This is a genomic window from Synergistota bacterium, from assembly GCA_025060595.1.
Taxonomy (GTDB): Bacteria; Synergistota; GBS-1; order GBS-1; family GBS-1; genus 42-11.
Map to the genome: position 1 here is coordinate 1 of JANXBX010000005.1, position 16680 is coordinate 16680.

The following is a 16680-nucleotide window of genomic DNA, read 5'->3' on the forward strand; positions in this document are numbered from 1 at the left end:
TAAAAAGGGATTGCGACATTCACCCCCTCTATCATCATAAACTCCCCAGTTATGTCAGTATAAGTTGGAAAAAACCCTGAATAAAAAGGGATTGCGACGTTCAATGGGCCTGCCTTCCATCCAACACCGTATTCTTTTTAAAAGTTGGAAAAAACCCTGAATAAAAAGGGATTGCTAATATTATGGAATTTCTTGAGGGGTATTTTTTATTTCTTATGGGGGAAAGTTAAATTGAAAGGTTGGTTATTTGTAGAATTTAATTCTACATAATAGAAAGGCTCATTTAAGGTGTAGAGTACTTGAAAGATCATTAAGTAGGTGGTATTCTTTTTATAGAAATTATTTTCCTAATTTTTATGAAAGGAGGGTGATGTAAAAAGGAGGTTTGTAATCTATTTTTAGTTCCATTTTAATTTTCACAGAAGAGGAGGGGTTATGTATGAAAAGGCTTTTATGGTTTTTGGTTACAATGAGTATGGTTTTAGGAGTCTCTATGTCTGTGTGGGCGGCATATCCAGAAAAGCCAGTTACTGTAATTTGTCCATGGGGGGCTGGGGGAGGTACAGATAGACTTGCTCGTTTTTTAGCTGATGAACTCTCAAAGAAATTTGGGCAACCTTTTACAGTCGTTAATAAAACAGGTGGTGGTGGTGCGGTAGGCCATTCTGCTGGTGCCTATGCTCCACCAGATGGATATACTATAACTATAGTAACTTTAGAATTGGCTACGATGCATTGGATGGGGTTAACCGATCTCACTTATGAGGCCTTTGAATATGTTGCTCAAGTTAATGAGGATGCAGCGGGTGTAACTGTCAGAGCTGATGCTCCTTGGAAAACTTTAAAGGAGTTACTAGATGATATAAAGGCTAACCCTGGAAAGTATCTTTTCTCTGGTGTTGCAACGGGTGGAATTTGGGACTTGGCGAGGATTGGTATGCTTCATGCTGCAGGAATACCAGTTGATGCTGTAAAGTGGGTTCCTTCTACAACTGGTGCAGCTCAAGCTCTAACTGAGCTTTTAGGTGGACATATTCATGTAGTAACATGCTCTTTAGCTGAAGCTGCTTCTTACATAAGAAGTGGGCAGGCACGTGCCCTTGCTGTGATGGCTGATGAAAGGTTACCAGCTTTTCCTGATGTCCCAACCTTGAAAGAACAAGGAATTAACTGGAGTGCTGGAACTTGGAGAGGAGTGGGGGTTCCTAAAGGGACGCCTGAGGATATAAGGAAAAAGCTTGAGGATGCTATCATTGAAATAGCCAATTCTGAGGCTTTTAAGAAATTTATGGAAACTAATGGTTTTGGAATAAAGATAAGGAGAGGCGCAGAATTTAAAAAGTTTGTTGCAGAGCAAGATAAAGCCTGGAAGACAGTTCTTGAAATAGGTGGCTTACTTAAGAAGAAATAGATTAATAAGTTGATATATAGGGGTAGGTTCTGTATCAAGGACCTACCCCTATATTTTTAAAGAGAAGGGAGGTTTTTTTCATGGGGATAGGGGATTTGATTCTTGGGATTAGTTGTATAGCTTTATCGATTTTTGTCTTTTACTATTCGAGGTTTTTCCCTAAATATACTTCTGGAGCTCAAGAGCTTCCAGGGCCCAGCTTTTTTCCAAGACTCTTGGCTATTTTTATAATTGCATTTGGAATATACTTTGTAATATATGGCATATATAGAGTTTTGAAGAATAGGGACGAAAGAAGGTCTTTTAATAGCCTTGAATTTAAGGATTTGAGGAGTCTTTTAAGTTATGTGTTAGTTTTATCTACTGGCTTTATAGTTTATCCGGTTCTGAACTTTTTTGGAACCATTGTTGGTTTTACAGTTATTGGAATTTTTCTTATGCGGATATTTAAGGTTAAGTGGATTACGTCTATTATATACTCTTTCGCTATGGCTTTAATTATTAACTGGATATTTAAAGGAATATTTAAGCTTCCGTTACCTGATGATAAAATATTTCTTCTTTTAAGGGGGTAGATCCCTTATGTCTTATTTTTTAAGTATTCTTTCACTTGATGTAATTTTACCTCTTTTTCTTTCCATGGCTTTTGGAATTTTTGTTGGAGCAATGCCTGGTCTTACAGCAACTATGGCGGTAGCCTTAATAATTCCTTTAACTTATTATATGAAGCCTATAGCGGGTCTTAGTATGGTTATAGGGGTTTCATTTACGGCCATATTTGCAGGAGATATCCCGGCTACCTATTTGCGTATTCCTGGAACTCCTGCTTCCGGAGCTGCAACATTGGACGGCTTCGAAATGAACAAAAAAGGGAAAGGTCCATTAGCTTTAACTCTTGATTTATTTTGCTCTGCCTTGGGTGGTATGATAGGAGTATTAATACTTATACTAGTTGCACCGCCCTTAGCAAGAGCAGCTTTAAGTTTTACTCATTTTGAATATTTCTGGTTGGGTATTTTTGGCTTAAGTATGGCAGCTGTGTTAAGTAAGGGTAACACGATTAAAGGATTGTTATCAGCTCTTTTAGGACTTCTCGTGTCCACAATAGGTATAGATGTGACTACTGGTTACCCAAGGTTCACTTTTGGTGTCATAGACCTTATGGATGGGGTTAGTTTCATCCCGGCTATGATAGGTCTCTTTGGAATATCCGAAGTATTAAAAAAGCTTACATTGGATAAGGATCTAGAGCTAACGAGGGTGAAAACCGATACAAAGCTTCAAGTTATAGAAGCATTTAAGCTCATGTTGAAAAACAAGTTTACCATTGTTAGAAGTGCTCTTATTGGAACTTTTATAGGTGCGTTACCAGGTGCTGGTGCTGATATAGCTGCTTGGGTTTCATATGGAGTAGAGAAGAATCTAGCTCGTGATGAGGTTGGAACTGGAAGCCCCAGAGGTGTCATTGCTCCAACGAGTGCTAATAACGCTGCCATAGGTGGAGCTTGGATTCCTGCCTTATCTTTAGGGTTACCGGGAGATTCTATAACCGCTATAGTTCTTGGAGCCATGCTCATGTATGGTTTGAAGCCCGGTCCATTAATTTTTACTGAATCTAAAGAACTGGTTTATCAGCTTTTCGTTGTTGCTGTTTTAGTTCAAATACTGCTGATACCGGCTGGATGGATCGGAATAAAGACCTTCTCATATCTTGTTAATCTAAGAACTGGTGTGGTTATGACCGCAGTGGTTCTATTTTCTATCGTAGGTTCTTATGCTATTAGAAATAGCTTTTTTGATGTTGGAATTATGATGGTTTTCGGCTTGCTTGGTTATGTGATGGAAAGGATAAACATGCCTCTTGCTCCAATGGTTTTAGCGCTTATTTTGGGTAGAATGATAGAGGATAACCTTCGTGTCGGGCTCATAAAGACAAGTGGAAGTTACCTCCCCTTTATAAGTAGGCCTATATCTTTAACTTTAGTTATACTTATAGTGCTATCCTTTTTGGGGCCATATTTGTGGAAAGCTTTTAACTTTGTTAAAAGTTCTATGAGGAAGGAGTAAGTTTTTCTATTCTTACTTTTGTTTCAAAAAAGGCGGCTCCACGATTGTCTTCTGCTAAAATTTCGCCACATAGGTCATTTATTCCAGTATCGCCTTGATCTATTAATAAAGTGTCATGTCTAATTTTAGGGTTAAAATGAAGTTTAACCTTTAGCTTTCCATTGTGCGAGACTAAAAATGCTTCTTCAAAAGGATATTTTTCTTTCCATATCGGATTTATCAAGCAAATAATAGGTTTTGGTTCGCCTTCTATAGATCTTTGTGAGTTAGTTCTCGTTAGCGCTTTTGGAGTTATTAAGGTAAAAGGATACTCTTCCATAGATTTTAAGTCTGGTAGCTTTAGCTTTTCTGCAAAATGAAATTTCCTGTCCTCTGTCAGGAAGATCCCATCTTTAAATGGAATTTCAGGAAAGATCGGTGAAAATATCCAACCTTTCTCTTTTAATAAGGATGGGGTTATTCCAAAGGAGTAGAGCTTTGAAAAGGCTATTTCTATAGCTTTTTCTACTTCTCCGAATTCTTTCTCAAAACCAAGCCTTTTAGAAAGCTCCTTGTATATGGTCCACTCATCTAAAGCTTCACCTTTAGGTTCAAATATTTTTGGAAGATAGCCAATTATATGATTCCAGAAAGATCCCCTTATATCCTCTTTTTCTAGATACGTAGCGCAGGGAAGCACTATATCAGCTAATTGAGTGGTTTCATTCCATCTGAAGTCTATTACTACCTTTAGTGGAATTTTACTAGCCACTTCCTTAAGCTTTCCGGTATTTTGAGTTTGGTTGAATAGATTGAAGCTCTGAATCCACAAAACTTCAAAGGTTTCCTTTTCAAGCTCAGATGCTAATGATGCTTTGGGAACCTTCTTAAAATCTTTTATGGTGAAAGTTTCTTTATTTATAGGTTTTATCCATCTCATATCAAAAGATGTTAAACTGTAATGAGAGAAGGAGACTCCACCGCCTTTTACTCCAATATTTCCAGTTATGGCTGAAAGGGCATCTATAGCCCTGAATGTAGAGACACCATGACTGTAGTGTTGTACTCCCATTCCAAGCCATATGGAAGCCGGTTTTTCAAAGGATAACCTTTTCGCTATTTCACAGATATCTTCCAAATTGACATTGCACTTTTCTGATAACTCTATTAGTTTCCAATCGTTCAAGATATTTTTGTAAGCTTCAAAATTTACGGTTTTGTTCTCTATAAAATATTTGTTTTCCCAACCATTTTCAAGAATAACCTTAGCTATAGCTAGTGCCAGATATACGTCGCTTCCAGGTTTAACTGAAATATGTTTGTTAACAAAGTTTGCGGTTTCCGTTTTGATGGGGTCTATCAGGTAAATAAATGTCCCGTTTTTTCTTGCTTTCTCTATAAAAGGAACGAAGTGTATATTAGTTCTCGCAGGGTTTCTACCCCAAATTATCGCGGTTTTACTTTTTAATATATCTTCTGGAGGGTGGTTAAAGCAAGCTCCGAAGTCAAGCTCGTGAGCAAAGTTTCCAGCATCGTCACATAGATTTCCATCCATATAGGTTATGTTTCCGTATAGGTGGAAGAATCTAATAGAGCATAGTCTCATGAATATACCTGTATTACCAGTGTTTACTCCTAAAAGTACTGAGTTTTCTTTTCCTTTATCTTTAAGCTCTTGAAGTTTATCTGATATTACGTTCAAAGTTTCCTCCCAAGAGCTTTTTCTTAACTCGCCATTCTTTCTTATAAGTGGATGGGTTATCCTTTTTTTGCTTTCCCTGTCTTTAAGGAATTTATAAATTCTTTGACATAGGAAATTTTTCGTATAAGGATTTGATGTGTCTGGCTTTAGAATTAAATCGTTCTTGATTTCAAAATTAATAGCACATGCATCCCAACAGTCAGCATAGCAGACTCCTTTAAACTTCATTATTCAATTCCTCCTTTTAGTATTGACAAAATAATTTAGTTATGGTGACTAATATGTTAAGATATTTTCTTTATTGTAGCAAGTCTTTAAGGAGTTGATTTTTATGAATCTCGAAGTTTTTTATCTAGGGGCGCTCTTTCATGATGTAGGAAAGTTTATAGAAAGAACCAAAGCTTATAAGGAAATATCGAAGAAAGAAGAGTACAAGAGTCTTGATGTGGGACGGTGGGCGCATCCAAGGTATTCTCATTTTTGGCTTAAAGGTGTATGTGAGAGAATTCCTCTGCTTAAAGAGTTGAGTTCTTGTGATGTGGAAAAAATGCGTGATTTAGTTTTATGGCATCATAAACCTGGTGATCTTTTTTGGTGTGAAGTTCTTCAGACGGCGGATTATCTATCTGCTGCAGAGAGAGTGGAAGAGTCAGAAGAAGAGAAAGAGGAGTATAATAAGGAGCCTCTTTTAAGTATCTTTAGTGAGATCTTTGAGGATAAAACTTCGGATAAGCTGTTTTATCCTCTTAAAAAGCTTGATACGGATGATAACATAATTTTTCCTCAGAACAAGGAATATCTGATAGTTAATTATGACGAATTGGAAAAAGATTTTGAATCTGTTTTAAGTTTGGTAGACTCAGAAGAGGATCTTTTAACTCTCTTTGAAAGGTACTTTTGGTGTGTTCCTTCTCAGGTTGTAGGAGCTAGAGCGGATATATCTCTTTACGATCATTTGAGGACTACTGCTGCTATAGCAGTGGCTTACTGGCACGAGATAATTATAAGGGAAAAGGAAGGTATGGATTACTGGAGGGATCGCTTATCTAAGGTTAGAGATTTCTTAGGGAAAGGCAGTGGAAGTATAGGGGAAGAGGCTGACTTCCTTCTTATTGGCGGTGACCTTTCTGGTATTCAAAGCTTTATATTTGATATACCTTCTAAGGGAGCGGCGAAGAGCTTGAAAGGAAGATCATTATTTTTGTCTATTCTGATGGAGGTTATAGCAAGGTATATAGTTGATAGTCTTAATTTAAGGCTGGTTAATATTCTTTACATGGGTGGAGGGGCTTTTTGGATTTTGGCACCTCGTTCTGTGGAAAATAGACTTAAAGATATTAGAAAGAATATCTCAAAGCTGCTTCTGAGAGCTCTGAAGGGGAAAATATATGTAGCTTTAAGTTGGGTTCCTATTTATTACAAAAATTTTTATGTGAAATCTGAGGAAAATTTTGTTTCGGTGGTTGAACGTCTTCAGAGAGAGCTTTCTAGGGTTAAAATGGAAAGATTTAAAGAAGTTCTTGAGGATGAGAATGGTTATAAACTTCTTTTTGGTTCACCTGGGATTCTGTCTTCCTATGAGGAGCATTGTATTATATGTGGTGAGAGTGAAAAGCACCTTCTTCTAGCTTATGATGAGCCTGTAGGTACTCAAAGAATATGTAAAATGTGCGATTCTTTTAGGGAATTATCGAATAGATTTAGTGAAGAAGATCTTATAAGGTTTGAAAAAGTTGGACGTGACTCAGATGTTGAAATATCAGATTGCTTTTCTCTGTTTAAAGCGTTTGGTTTTTCTGTAAATCCCGTCAAGTTGAAAGAAAAGGAAAGGATTTATTTTAAAAATTCCTTACTGAAAAGACCCAAGAAAAATAATAAGGAACCTTCTGTTAAAACTCTTGAGGATTTAGCTGAGCAAAGTGAAGGAGATAAGCTTTTGGGTTATATTAAGCTTGATATAGATAGTTTGGGAAGGATTTTTAAGGAGGGTTTAGGTAAGGAATACTACTCGGTATCGAGAGTCGCTATGCTAAGTAGGATGCTCGCCTTTTTCTTCGAAAGATACATACCTATGAGGATAATTTCTAATGAAGATTATCTTGTTTTCGCTGGTGGTGATGATGCCTTTATAATCTCTTCTTGGAGTAGATCGCTTAGAATTGCTGAGGAGATAGAAATGTCATTTAGAAAATATGTGGCTGGAAATCGCAAGATAACTTTTTCTGTGGGTCTATTTCTAGCTAAGCCCAATTATCCTGTAAGTAGAGCTGCAATTTTGGTGGAGGAGGAACTGCATAGCGCTAAGAGTAAGTATAAGGAGAAAGATGCGGTTTGTATCTGGGGAGAGGTTTTTACAAAGTGCGAGTATAGGGAGCTTTTAAAGCTGTGGAACAGGCTTAAGGAGTTCTTCAGTAAAAAGGATGGTTTTGAAGCAAGGGGTACGCTTTTTAAAATTATAAGATTTTCAAAAGATCTTAGAAGCATGGATGAAGAGTTTAAACTTCCTAAACCTTGGCTCTTTGCTTATGCTTTAAGAAACGTTGAGGATAAGGAGTTCAAAGATTACATTGTTAATTTGTATGAAAGGCTTCCCTTTAAAGGTTTTTGTGGGGCAGATGAAAGCCCTATTGAGATTCGAAACCCAGCCATATTATATGTGGCTTCCTGTTTTGCTTATCTTTCAACAAAAGAGGAGGTGAGGTAAATGGTTAAAAACGAACAAGCGAGAGAAGGTCAAAATACCAAGTATGATAGTGCTTTCATAGAAAAGAATGCTATTAAAATTAATGAAATTAAAAATGTAGAGGAGCTCAACAGGCTTTGCGAAGAGATAGAAAAGTTAGCTAAAAGCGATAAAACTACATTTACTCAAATAAGGAATATCTATTCTAGGGTTAGGAAAGTGAAGGAATTAAAGGATTTGGTAGCTCTAAGACCTGTCTTGGCTTACGTTGGCGCAAGGAACAATATAAAAGATTTGACCGGGCTTTTAGACAGGATAATTAAAGCTGCTAATAAGAGTGAGCATTTAGATAGCTTTAAAAAGTTTATGGAAATGCTTGTTTGTTACAAGAGGGTTCACAAGGGTCAGGAGGCGAGTTAGATGGAAGTACCTAAGTTTATAGGTAGGGTTTTAATAGAGGGTAAAATAGAGGCCAAAACGGGTCTTCGTATAGGCGGTTCCAGGGAAGTGCTTGAAGTTGGTGGTCTAGATCTTCCCGTTATTAAGGATCCATTTGGGGTTCCTTATATACCTGGATCTTCTTTGAAGGGTAAGATGAGGGCTCTACTGGAACTTATGGAAGGTAAGGGAAGTTATGTTTTAAAAGGCGAGCAAGAAGATACTAATTTTCAAGATTTTTGGGCTAAGTATACTAAGTATATTAGGGAGTCTAGCAATGAGAAATCGATAAAGTTTGAAGGTAAACCTTGTTCTTGTGGCGAATGTAATATATGTAAGCTTTTTGGCATTCCTGCAAATGCCAATAAACGTCCTTTAAATCCTACGCGTTTGACAGTTCGTGATGCTTTTTTAGATAAAGATGATTTTGAGAATAAGTTTAAGGATGCTGAGCTTCTTGAGTTTGAATATACAGAAGTTAAATATGAAAACTCTATAGATAGGCTCACTTCAGCAGCCAATCCTCGTCAAGTAGAGAGGGTTCCAGCTGGTGCTCAGTTTAATTTTGCTATGATTGTTAAGCTTTTGGGTGAAGAGGAAGTGGATCTTTTAGGAACTCTTGCAACTGGTATGAAACTTCTCGAGGATGATTATCTTGGTGGTCATGGTTCAAGAGGTTATGGAGCTATAGAGTTTAGGAATCTTAAAATTAAGTTCAGGAGCCGTTCTTTTTACGAGGGAAGGGAAGGTGAAAAAGAAGTAGGAAGTTATAAGAGTGTTTCTGAAATTAAGCTTGAAGAGATTAAAAGCGCGCTGAAAAAGCTGATTAGAGGAGAAAGTGAGTCAAAATGATGATTTTTAAGCTTTTCCCTGGTGAAAGAGCTTTACTATCCTGGAAAGATTTAACCTTTAGTTCTTCCTCGCTTTTTGGCGGTTTATCTAACGCGATTGGAGAGCTTTATGGTGGAGGCGAACTGCGTAAGTTCATAGAGGCTTTTTCTAAGAATGAAATTAATATTTCTTCTGTTTTTCCTATGATAAGGGGGGAAACGCAGGATATTCTATTCTTGCCTCGTCCTATTCTTCCTCCGAAGTTAGAAGGAAAAGAGGGTGGATCATCTATTGAGAGCAAGAAAATCAAGAGGATAAAATGGTTATCCGTGAATACATTTTTCGAGCTCGGTAAAAGTATTGTGTACGATGATTCTGATAAAAGTTATAGATTTTATTACGTATTTTCGAACAGCAATATTTTTTGGAATGATCTTTTTTATGCTCAAGATGTTCCTGCTGAGTTTAAAAGAGAGATTCCTTTCAGGAAAGTTGAGGTTCCCCATGCTTCTATAGATAGGCTAGATTTTTCATCAAATCTTTTCTTTACTGAGGACATAATGGTTAAAAATCCCTTAGGTTTTTACTTTTTATGTGAAGCTTTAGATGTCTGGAGGGATAAGATAAAAAACGCTGTTAGTTTTCTTTTAGATGAAGGTTTAGGGGGTGAAAGAAGCAAGGGTAAGGGTATTTTTGAGGAGGTTAAGGTAGAAGAGGTTGACTTTTTGCCCAAAGTTAAAAAAGTCATAGGTTATATTGGACTTTCTCTAACTTATCCATCTGAAGAAGAAGTTAGCAAAATTTATTCTTTTTCCTTAGTTAAAGATGATGGTTTTGTATACATGGGAGGAGGTAGAAGCATTAAAAAGTCCAGAGTAATGATGCTTTCAGAAGGTTCATTCTATAAAGGTGAAGTAAAGGGGAAGCTTTTTGAGGAGAGATCGGGGAATATTGTGGTCTTTAGAAACGGAAAGGCTTTTACTGTTCCGGTAGGTGATTTAAGTTGAAAGTTAAGTTGAAAACCTTAACCCCAATATTTATAGGTGCTGGGAAAGAAAAAGTTCTCTCTCCAAGATTTGATTGGGTTATGGGTAAGGAAGGTGTATTATTAATAGATCAAAATCGTTTATTTGAAATTCTTACCCTTAATGAGCGTTTAGTAGATGATTATGTTAAGCATGTTAAAGAAGGAGGAAATATCAGAAATTTCATTGATAATCTTGATAAGGAAAGAGTAATTGGAAAAGAAGATGTAAAGAGTTTGATTAAAGGTAAGCTTCGTTTTAAAGTGGCATTAAAAGATAAAGAGAACATCGAAATCCAAAGGTTTATTTCTTCTCCCTTAGGTAACTACATACCTGGAAGTAGCATCAAGGGGGCTATAAGGACAGCATTGGGGTATTATTACTTTAACAAAAAGAAACAAAGGTCCAATACCTTAAATGTCTTAGATAAGATTAAAAATGTTAAGAATCCAAAGTTTGCCTATAGTGATGCGAATTTGCAGTTCGAAACCTTTTCCGCTAGATTTTCTTCTTATGGAAAATATGATGCTAAAGATGACTTTCTTAAGCTTTTAAGGGTGAGGGATAGTGCTTTCTTATCTCGAGATAATTTTGTGATATTTCAATGTTCTGTTTTCAACTTTAATAGTAATAAAGAGGGTGCACCTGTGTTTCTTGAGTGTTTGGATGAGGGAAAAGAGGTAGAAATTGAAATCAACTTTTTTAAGGGTAAGAGTCCTATTTATAACCTATGTTCTGGTTTTTGGAGTTTTCTTAAGGAGGGGGAAGAAAAGGCTATCTTAAAGATATTTGAGTTTTTAAACGGGTTTGCGTTGGACTTTATAAAACGTGAAAAGAACTTTTTTAAGAATAGACAAAAGGATTTGATAGATTTCTATAATAAAATAGAGAAAGAGGTTAGCGAAAAAACTGCTTTGCTTCTCTTAGGGAGGGGAACCACTTTCTTTGGAAAAACCATAGATATGGCTTTTACAGATGAAGAATTTGAAAGATTAAGAGATATTTTTCCTATTAGACAGATGGGGGTTGTGGGAGGGAAGAAATCAAAACCATTTCCTATAACCCGTCTTTTGTGTAAGGATGGTAGTGGTTATAAGCCTCTTGGATGGGCTTTGCTTACCATAAAATAAGATAAGCAGAAAAATCGTTCTTGACAATATGGTGATACTCGTTTAATATTTAAGTCTGTTTTGTGTGAGGTTCTAGTAACTCCTAAAGCGAAGATCGAGTAGCCATTGCAGGAGGGATGGTCTGTGGTTAAGTTTATAAGGATAGTTGGAGTGTTACTTTATTTAGTAATGATGATTTTAGGGATTTTTTATCCTTTAATAGGTGTAGTGGTACTGGGATATTTGGTAACGGTGGTTATACTTGGTAGGAGAAAAAAGTGGTGTTCGTTGAATTGTCCACGAGGTAGCTTTTATGATTTTATAATATCAAAGTTATCTCTTAAAAGGCCCTTGTCTAAGTTTTTGAGGAATAACTTTACATGGAAGCTTTTTTTAATTTTGTTAGTTTTACTTATGGTTGTGCAATTTTACATTGTGCGACCGTTTGACTATGATGGTGTTGAAATGTTTGAAAAGCTAGGTTTAATTTTTTACAGAGCTTGTTTTGTATCTAGCGCTATAGGTATACCTCTATCTATATATTACAATCATAGGGCATGGTGTGCTGTGTGTCCCGTAGGGAACTTGCTTAGGAAGTAAGGATATTCTTATTCTAAATAAATTTTTATTTTTTATTATATAGCAGGAACCAGGTAGATAAATGGTTCCTGCTATTTTTTTAATTTCATTTAGGTATCCTTTTACAATTAAGTCTATTCTTAGTAAAAGCTTGACTTGCTATTTTGCGTAGATGGTTTATAATTTAGTTGTAAACCATAGCTAAAATTAGGAGGTGTTGCTCTGATGAGTAATAATCAGTTAGCAGTGCCTCTTAAGTTAGGTAGGCGTCCTTTACTTATGCTTTTTGCGTTTTTCCTAGGAGCAATTATTGGATACCTAGCTGGACCTAAGGTTGTGGTAATTAAACCCTTAGGAGATATATTCATATATCTTTTAAAGTTTTTAATCGGTCCTCTCATTTTTGTTTCTATAACTTTAGCTATATCTTTTGTTGCCGATATGAGTAGGCTTGGTAGGGTTTTTGGTCGATTCTTAATTTACTGGCTTGTTATGGGGTTTATTTCAGCAGCTATAGGTTTTGTCATGGCTGGTGTTATTAAGCCTGGTGTGGGGGTCAAACTTGAGCCTCCTCCAGGGTGGACTCCACCTAAAATAGCTGGTATAGATGAAATCATAGCTACTGTTATACCAAATAACTTTATAGCACCTTTTCTTAATCTCCAAGGTATGCAAATCATAGTTGCTGCTATATTGTTTGGTATTGCTGCGGTACTTTTGGGAAGAGATATGCCTGATAAGAAGCAGCTTTTTGTTGATGTGCTCAACGCTATACTAGGGGTTATATACAAGTTTATAGATATTGTTCTTTGGTATGCTCCTATTGGAATCTTTGCTCTTGCTGCTAACTTGGTTGGGGTTGCTGGGGGAATGGTTTTAGGAGCGGTATTCAAGATGGTTTTAACTCAGTGGGTCGCTTATGCAATAATACTCTTTATAATCCATCCTATATTGCTTGTAGGGTATATAGGCGTTAATCCTTTCCAATATTGGAGAAAGATTTATCCAGCTATGATAACGGCCTTTTCAACTACATCAAGTAGCGCTACAATGCCTGTTACACTTGAAAGGACAAGCAAGCTCGGTGTACCTGTAGATATGGTTCAGCTCATTATTCCTATTGCTGCGACCATTAATATGCAAGCCGTTGCTGCTGAGATGCCTATATATGTCGCTTGGGCTAGCCAAATGTATGGTGTTTCTTTAACTGGTGGGCAAATAGCTATAGCGCTTTTCCTAGGAGTTATAGGTGCGGCAGCTTGTGCAGGAGTCCCTGGTGGTGGAATTATAGTTGCTGCTATGACTCTCTCTATAATGGGGCTTCCTCTAACTCCTGTTCCATGGATAGCAGGGATTTATACTCTTATAGATATGCCCAATACGATGCTTAATGTTACAGGGGATCCTCTTGGAGTTATGGTTGTTGCTAAAGGTTTAGGTGAATTTGATAAGAGCAGGTTTTATGCTTCTGACTAAAGGGTCACCGAGAATTTGTTTAGCTGGTCATATCGGTGTCGGTCACGTTTTTAGCCATTCTGGGTTTGTCCAAGATGATTCGCTTGGTTTTTTAACTGTTGTTAATTTTGTTAAAGAGCTTTTTGGTTTAGATATCAAGCTTGTAGGAACTAGCGTTGACGGAGATAGTATAAAGGTTTTTACATCTTACGGCGGGGTTGGTATAGGTAAGCCTAGAAGGGGGTTAACCCCTTTTGAAATTAGTGCCTTGAGGAAGGCGGGGGGTGACCCCCTTTTTGTTCAACGTTTAGCTCTTGAGATCTTTGGTAGGTTTTACGGTAACGGTATTAGTGAAAGCGCTGTTTCATTTATGTATGCTTTATCAGAGAGTATATTAGATTCTTTAAATAGGGCTATACCTGAGTCCAAGCTTTTGAAGTGTGAGGATGAAATAAGTTCGGATATAGTTTGGGGAGTTAATATCGATTTTTGGGGTGTACCCTTAGCCATTTTAGCCACTGTAAATGGTTCTAAAATCGGCTTGGGGCCTTGTGAAGATTTGGAAGGAAATGTTTATAAAGGGGTGAAATTTAGAGTTTTAAGGAGTTTAAGAGCATTAAAAATCCCCACAATAGTTGTAGAAAGCAAAGCCTTTAATCCGGCTCTTAGTGTTGATGTTCCAAGTTTTCTAGTTAGGTATAATGAGGAAGTGGATAATTCCGCTGTTGCTTTGAGTCTAGTCGATTCTCTTAAGGAGCTCGGATACCCTTTTCTATTCATAAGTAAAGCTTTTCCTCTTCTTTCGAAACCTGCCATAGAGGTTGAAAGCAAGAAGTTTGTTTCACGTTTACTTAGGCTTGTTAAGGCCTTTTCTAGGGTTAAGACCTCTAAGAGTAAGGTTTTGATTTTAGGAGAACTTGCTAAGCTTATCTCTGAGGATGCTGGTGGTGTTTCTTTTATGAGCTCTAGAGTCAATAAAGTGGCGAGAGCTGTTGGGTTAATGCCTGGTACTGGTGCTGTTATATCTATGTGTTTGCCGAAAGGATATATAAAGGAGCATAAAATTCCTTTCGTTACGGAGGATGATTTAGCCAAAATGACACAAGTTGTGAGAAAGGCAGTTATAAGGCTTTGGGATAGAATCGAAGATGCCCAAAGAGAACTTAATTTGAAATTCAAGGCCTTAGGGGGGTGAGTTTTTGGCTGATAAAATTTTATGGATAAGAACCGGCGGAACTATAGATATGATTTATGATAAGGAGAGCGCTTCTTATGTTCCTGCCTCTAAGGATTTGATCAATAAGGTTTTAGATAGAATATCTTTAAGCGATGTTTACTTGGATATAAGAAGCGATGTGGTTGATTTTATAGATAGCTCAGAGATGATACCCGATGTGTGGATTAGGCTTTCGGTTTTTATAGCTGATAACATAGAGAGATATGATGGAGTTTTAATAACTCATGGAACTGATACGATGCATTATACGGCTTCGGCCTTGAGTTTTATGCTTATGAATTTAGATAAACCTGTTGTTCTGACAGGGGCGATGATTCCTATACTTGAGGAGGGCTCTGATGGAGTGAAGAATTTCTTGGATTCTATAACCTTTTTGACCAGAGCTTCTATACCTGGTGTCTTTTTGGTATTTGATGGTAAAGTTATAAGAGGGGTAAGGGCAAGAAAAGTTAGCTCAGGTGATTTTGGGGCGTTTTATAGTATAAACTCAGAGTATGTTGGTTTTGTGGAGAATGGGGCTATTAGATTAAATTTAAAAGGTAAACCTTTTATAACGGGATCAGGACAATCTAGAGTTTATGCTGATACTAAGTTAAATAATAAAGCTGCTTTAGTTAAACTTTTTCCTGGATTTGATCCCAAGTTGCTAGAGAGTTTAGTTGTTTCAGGGGTTAAGGGAATTGTACTTGAGGCTTTTGGTTCCGGAGGGGCTAGGGTTACTGATCCACTTTCTATAGTTGAGTCTATAAGAAGACTTAAAGAGAAAGGTATTCCGGTTTTTATAACTTCTCAATGTTGTTTAAAAGGAATTGTTAGGTTCGGTCCTAAGCCTTACTATGTGGCTAAAAGGTTGATGGAAGCTGGTGCTATTTCGCTTCATGATATGCTTAGTGAGGTTGCTATTGTTAAACTTATGTGGGTGTTAGGTCATACTGAAAGTTACAATGAGATTGTAGAGCTTATGCTTAAAAATATGGTTGGTGAGATAGACACAGATAGTTAAAGATGATGTTATAATAAACGTAAAAAGATCCTTTAATAGGGGGGATAAAGGTGCATCAAAAAGAGTGGCTTGAAGTTAGAGTTGATGAGTTAAAGGATGTTGTAAAACGTATTTTTATGGCTCTTAATGTACCTGAAGAACATGCGGAGATTGCTGCTGATGTTTTAGTTGAGGCAGATAGAAGAGGTATAGGTTCTCATGGGGTTGGTCGCTTAAGGAGATATGTAGATGGTATAAAAACAGGGATGATGATACCTGGTGTTGAGGGTATCGTTGTTAAAGAAACTGAGAATACTTTGACTATTGATGGTCAGGGTGGTCTTGGTCAAGTGGTAGCTTATAAAGCTATGAAAAAGGTTATAGAGAAAGCGGAGAAGAAGAATATATGTTTTGCCGCTGTTAGAAACTCTAATCACTATGGAATAGCTGGATATTATGCAATGATGGCCTTAGAAAAGGGTTTAATAGGTATTTCTTTGACTAACTCTACTCCGTTAATGGTTCCTACATTTGGAAAAAATGTTTTCTTAGGAACTAATCCTATAGCTATAGCTTTTCCTGTTGAGAAAGGTTGGCCGGTGGTTCTCGATATGGCTACTTCTACGGTTCCGCAGGGGAAGTTAGAGGAGTATAGGAGAATGGGAAAGAAAATACCTCTGTGTTGGGCTACGGATGAGTTTGGTAATCCTTGTGATGATCCTGGAAGAGTTTTAGATAACATGGCTGCAAGACGTGGTGGAGGTCTTCTTCCATTAGGAGGAGCTGATGAGGAAACTGGAGGGCATAAGGGCTACGCTCTTTCTTTTGTGATAGATGTGCTTTGTGGGGTGCTTTCTGGAGGAATTTATGGAATACATCTTTACGAGGAAAAGGGGAAGCCGTCTGGGGTGGCGCACTTCTTGGGAGCTATGAGAATAGATGCTTTTATAGATCCTGATCTTTTTAAAAAGAACTTATCCAAATTTGTTGAAGAGATAAAGTCGGCAGAAAAAAGAGAGGGTTGTCCGAGAATATATGTTCCTGGGGAGAAAGAGTATGAAAATGCAGAGAGGCAGAAAGAGAAGGTTAAGCTTTATTATAAGGTTATTAATGAGATTAAGGCAGTTGCCTCAGAATTAGGTGTTAATATTAATTTAAATCCCCTGTGAGGAAGGGGGGGTA

At 37.2% G+C, this 16680-nt stretch carries 14 protein-coding genes; 13 read left to right on the plus strand and 1 reads right to left on the minus strand.

From position 1 onward, the window contains the following. Nucleotides 1-439: 439 nt before the first annotated feature. The 3 genes from NZ900_04570 (at nucleotide 440) to NZ900_04580 (ending at nucleotide 3478) form a co-directional block, all read left to right on the plus strand. Complete coding sequence (locus NZ900_04570) at nucleotides 440-1411, plus strand: tripartite tricarboxylate transporter substrate binding protein (GenBank protein MCS7233356.1); 972 nt, start codon at nucleotides 440-442, stop codon at nucleotides 1409-1411. Nucleotides 1412-1491: 80 nt separating this feature from the next. Beyond that, nucleotides 1492-1986 carry a tripartite tricarboxylate transporter TctB family protein gene (locus NZ900_04575; protein ID MCS7233357.1) on the plus strand — a complete coding sequence of 165 codons (495 nt, stop codon included), beginning with the start codon at nucleotides 1492-1494 and terminating at the stop codon, nucleotides 1984-1986. A gap of 7 nt (nucleotides 1987-1993) precedes the next feature. Beyond that, complete coding sequence (locus NZ900_04580) at nucleotides 1994-3478, plus strand: tripartite tricarboxylate transporter permease (GenBank protein ID MCS7233358.1); 1485 nt, start codon at nucleotides 1994-1996, stop codon at nucleotides 3476-3478. Here the strand turns inward: NZ900_04580 and NZ900_04585 are convergent. After that, nucleotides 3462-5387: a molybdopterin-dependent oxidoreductase gene (locus tag NZ900_04585; protein MCS7233359.1), complete on the minus strand. Its 1926-nt coding sequence runs from the start codon at nucleotides 5385-5387 to the stop codon at nucleotides 3462-3464. The genes NZ900_04580 and NZ900_04585 overlap by 17 nt on opposite strands. Nucleotides 5388-5490: 103 nt before the next feature. Here NZ900_04585 and cas10 point away from each other — a divergent pair, with 103 nt between their 5' ends. The 10 genes from cas10 to NZ900_04635 all read left to right on the plus strand — a co-directional run bounded on the left by cas10 (nucleotide 5491) and on the right by NZ900_04635 (nucleotide 16667). After that, the gene (gene cas10, locus NZ900_04590) at nucleotides 5491-7863 is read left to right on the plus strand and encodes a type III-A CRISPR-associated protein Cas10/Csm1 (protein MCS7233360.1); all 2373 of its coding nucleotides are present in this window, start codon (nucleotides 5491-5493) and stop codon (nucleotides 7861-7863) included. Then, nucleotides 7864-8262 (plus strand): type III-A CRISPR-associated protein Csm2, encoded by a 399-nt coding sequence (gene csm2, locus NZ900_04595; protein MCS7233361.1) that lies wholly within the window; start codon nucleotides 7864-7866, stop codon nucleotides 8260-8262. It begins immediately after the preceding gene. Then, the gene (gene csm3 / locus NZ900_04600) at nucleotides 8263-9132 is read left to right on the plus strand and encodes a type III-A CRISPR-associated RAMP protein Csm3 (GenBank protein MCS7233362.1); all 870 of its coding nucleotides are present in this window, start codon (nucleotides 8263-8265) and stop codon (nucleotides 9130-9132) included. Further along, nucleotides 9129-10118: a type III-A CRISPR-associated RAMP protein Csm4 gene (csm4, locus tag NZ900_04605; GenBank protein ID MCS7233363.1), complete on the plus strand. Its 990-nt coding sequence runs from the start codon at nucleotides 9129-9131 to the stop codon at nucleotides 10116-10118. Before csm3 ends, csm4 begins: the two co-directional genes overlap by 4 nt. Beyond that, on the plus strand, nucleotides 10115-11266 hold the full coding sequence (gene csm5, locus NZ900_04610; GenBank protein MCS7233364.1) for a type III-A CRISPR-associated RAMP protein Csm5: 1152 nt from the start codon (nucleotides 10115-10117) through the stop codon (nucleotides 11264-11266). Before csm4 ends, csm5 begins: the two co-directional genes overlap by 4 nt. A 123-nt stretch (nucleotides 11267-11389) precedes the next feature. Beyond that, the gene (locus NZ900_04615; GenBank protein ID MCS7233365.1) at nucleotides 11390-11845 is read left to right on the plus strand and encodes a FeS-binding protein; all 456 of its coding nucleotides are present in this window, start codon (nucleotides 11390-11392) and stop codon (nucleotides 11843-11845) included. Between the two features lie 204 nt (nucleotides 11846-12049). Then, a complete protein-coding gene (locus NZ900_04620) occupies nucleotides 12050-13300 on the plus strand; it encodes a dicarboxylate/amino acid:cation symporter (GenBank protein ID MCS7233366.1) in 1251 nt (416 codons plus the stop codon). Next, nucleotides 13263-14474, plus strand: a complete 1212-nt coding sequence (locus tag NZ900_04625) for a hypothetical protein (protein ID MCS7233367.1) — start codon at nucleotides 13263-13265, stop codon at nucleotides 14472-14474. The genes NZ900_04620 and NZ900_04625 overlap by 38 nt, the downstream gene beginning before the upstream one ends. Nucleotides 14475-14478: 4 nt before the next feature. Then, complete coding sequence (locus NZ900_04630; protein MCS7233368.1) at nucleotides 14479-15519, plus strand: asparaginase; 1041 nt, start codon at nucleotides 14479-14481, stop codon at nucleotides 15517-15519. Between the two features lie 50 nt (nucleotides 15520-15569). Beyond that, nucleotides 15570-16667 (plus strand): Ldh family oxidoreductase, encoded by a 1098-nt coding sequence (locus NZ900_04635; GenBank protein MCS7233369.1) that lies wholly within the window; start codon nucleotides 15570-15572, stop codon nucleotides 16665-16667. Nucleotides 16668-16680: the final 13 nt, after the last annotated feature.

Excerpts from the sequence above, each read along its gene's own strand:
- NZ900_04575 (MCS7233357.1), top strand. The coding sequence starts at position 1,492 with ATGGGGATAGGGGATTTGATTCTTGGGATTAGTTGTATAGCTTTATCG.
- csm3 (MCS7233362.1), top strand. The coding sequence starts at position 8,263 with ATGGAAGTACCTAAGTTTATAGGTAGGGTTTTAATAGAGGGTAAAATA.
- csm4 (MCS7233363.1), top strand. The coding sequence starts at position 9,129 with ATGATGATTTTTAAGCTTTTCCCTGGTGAAAGAGCTTTACTATCCTGG.
- csm2 (MCS7233361.1), top strand. The coding sequence starts at position 7,864 with ATGGTTAAAAACGAACAAGCGAGAGAAGGTCAAAATACCAAGTATGAT.
- cas10 (MCS7233360.1), top strand. The coding sequence starts at position 5,491 with ATGAATCTCGAAGTTTTTTATCTAGGGGCGCTCTTTCATGATGTAGGA.
- NZ900_04580 (MCS7233358.1), top strand. The coding sequence starts at position 1,994 with ATGTCTTATTTTTTAAGTATTCTTTCACTTGATGTAATTTTACCTCTT.
- NZ900_04585 (MCS7233359.1), bottom strand. The coding sequence starts at position 5,387 with ATGAAGTTTAAAGGAGTCTGCTATGCTGACTGTTGGGATGCATGTGCT.
- NZ900_04570 (MCS7233356.1), top strand. The coding sequence starts at position 440 with ATGAAAAGGCTTTTATGGTTTTTGGTTACAATGAGTATGGTTTTAGGA.
- NZ900_04620 (MCS7233366.1), top strand. The coding sequence starts at position 12,050 with ATGAGTAATAATCAGTTAGCAGTGCCTCTTAAGTTAGGTAGGCGTCCT.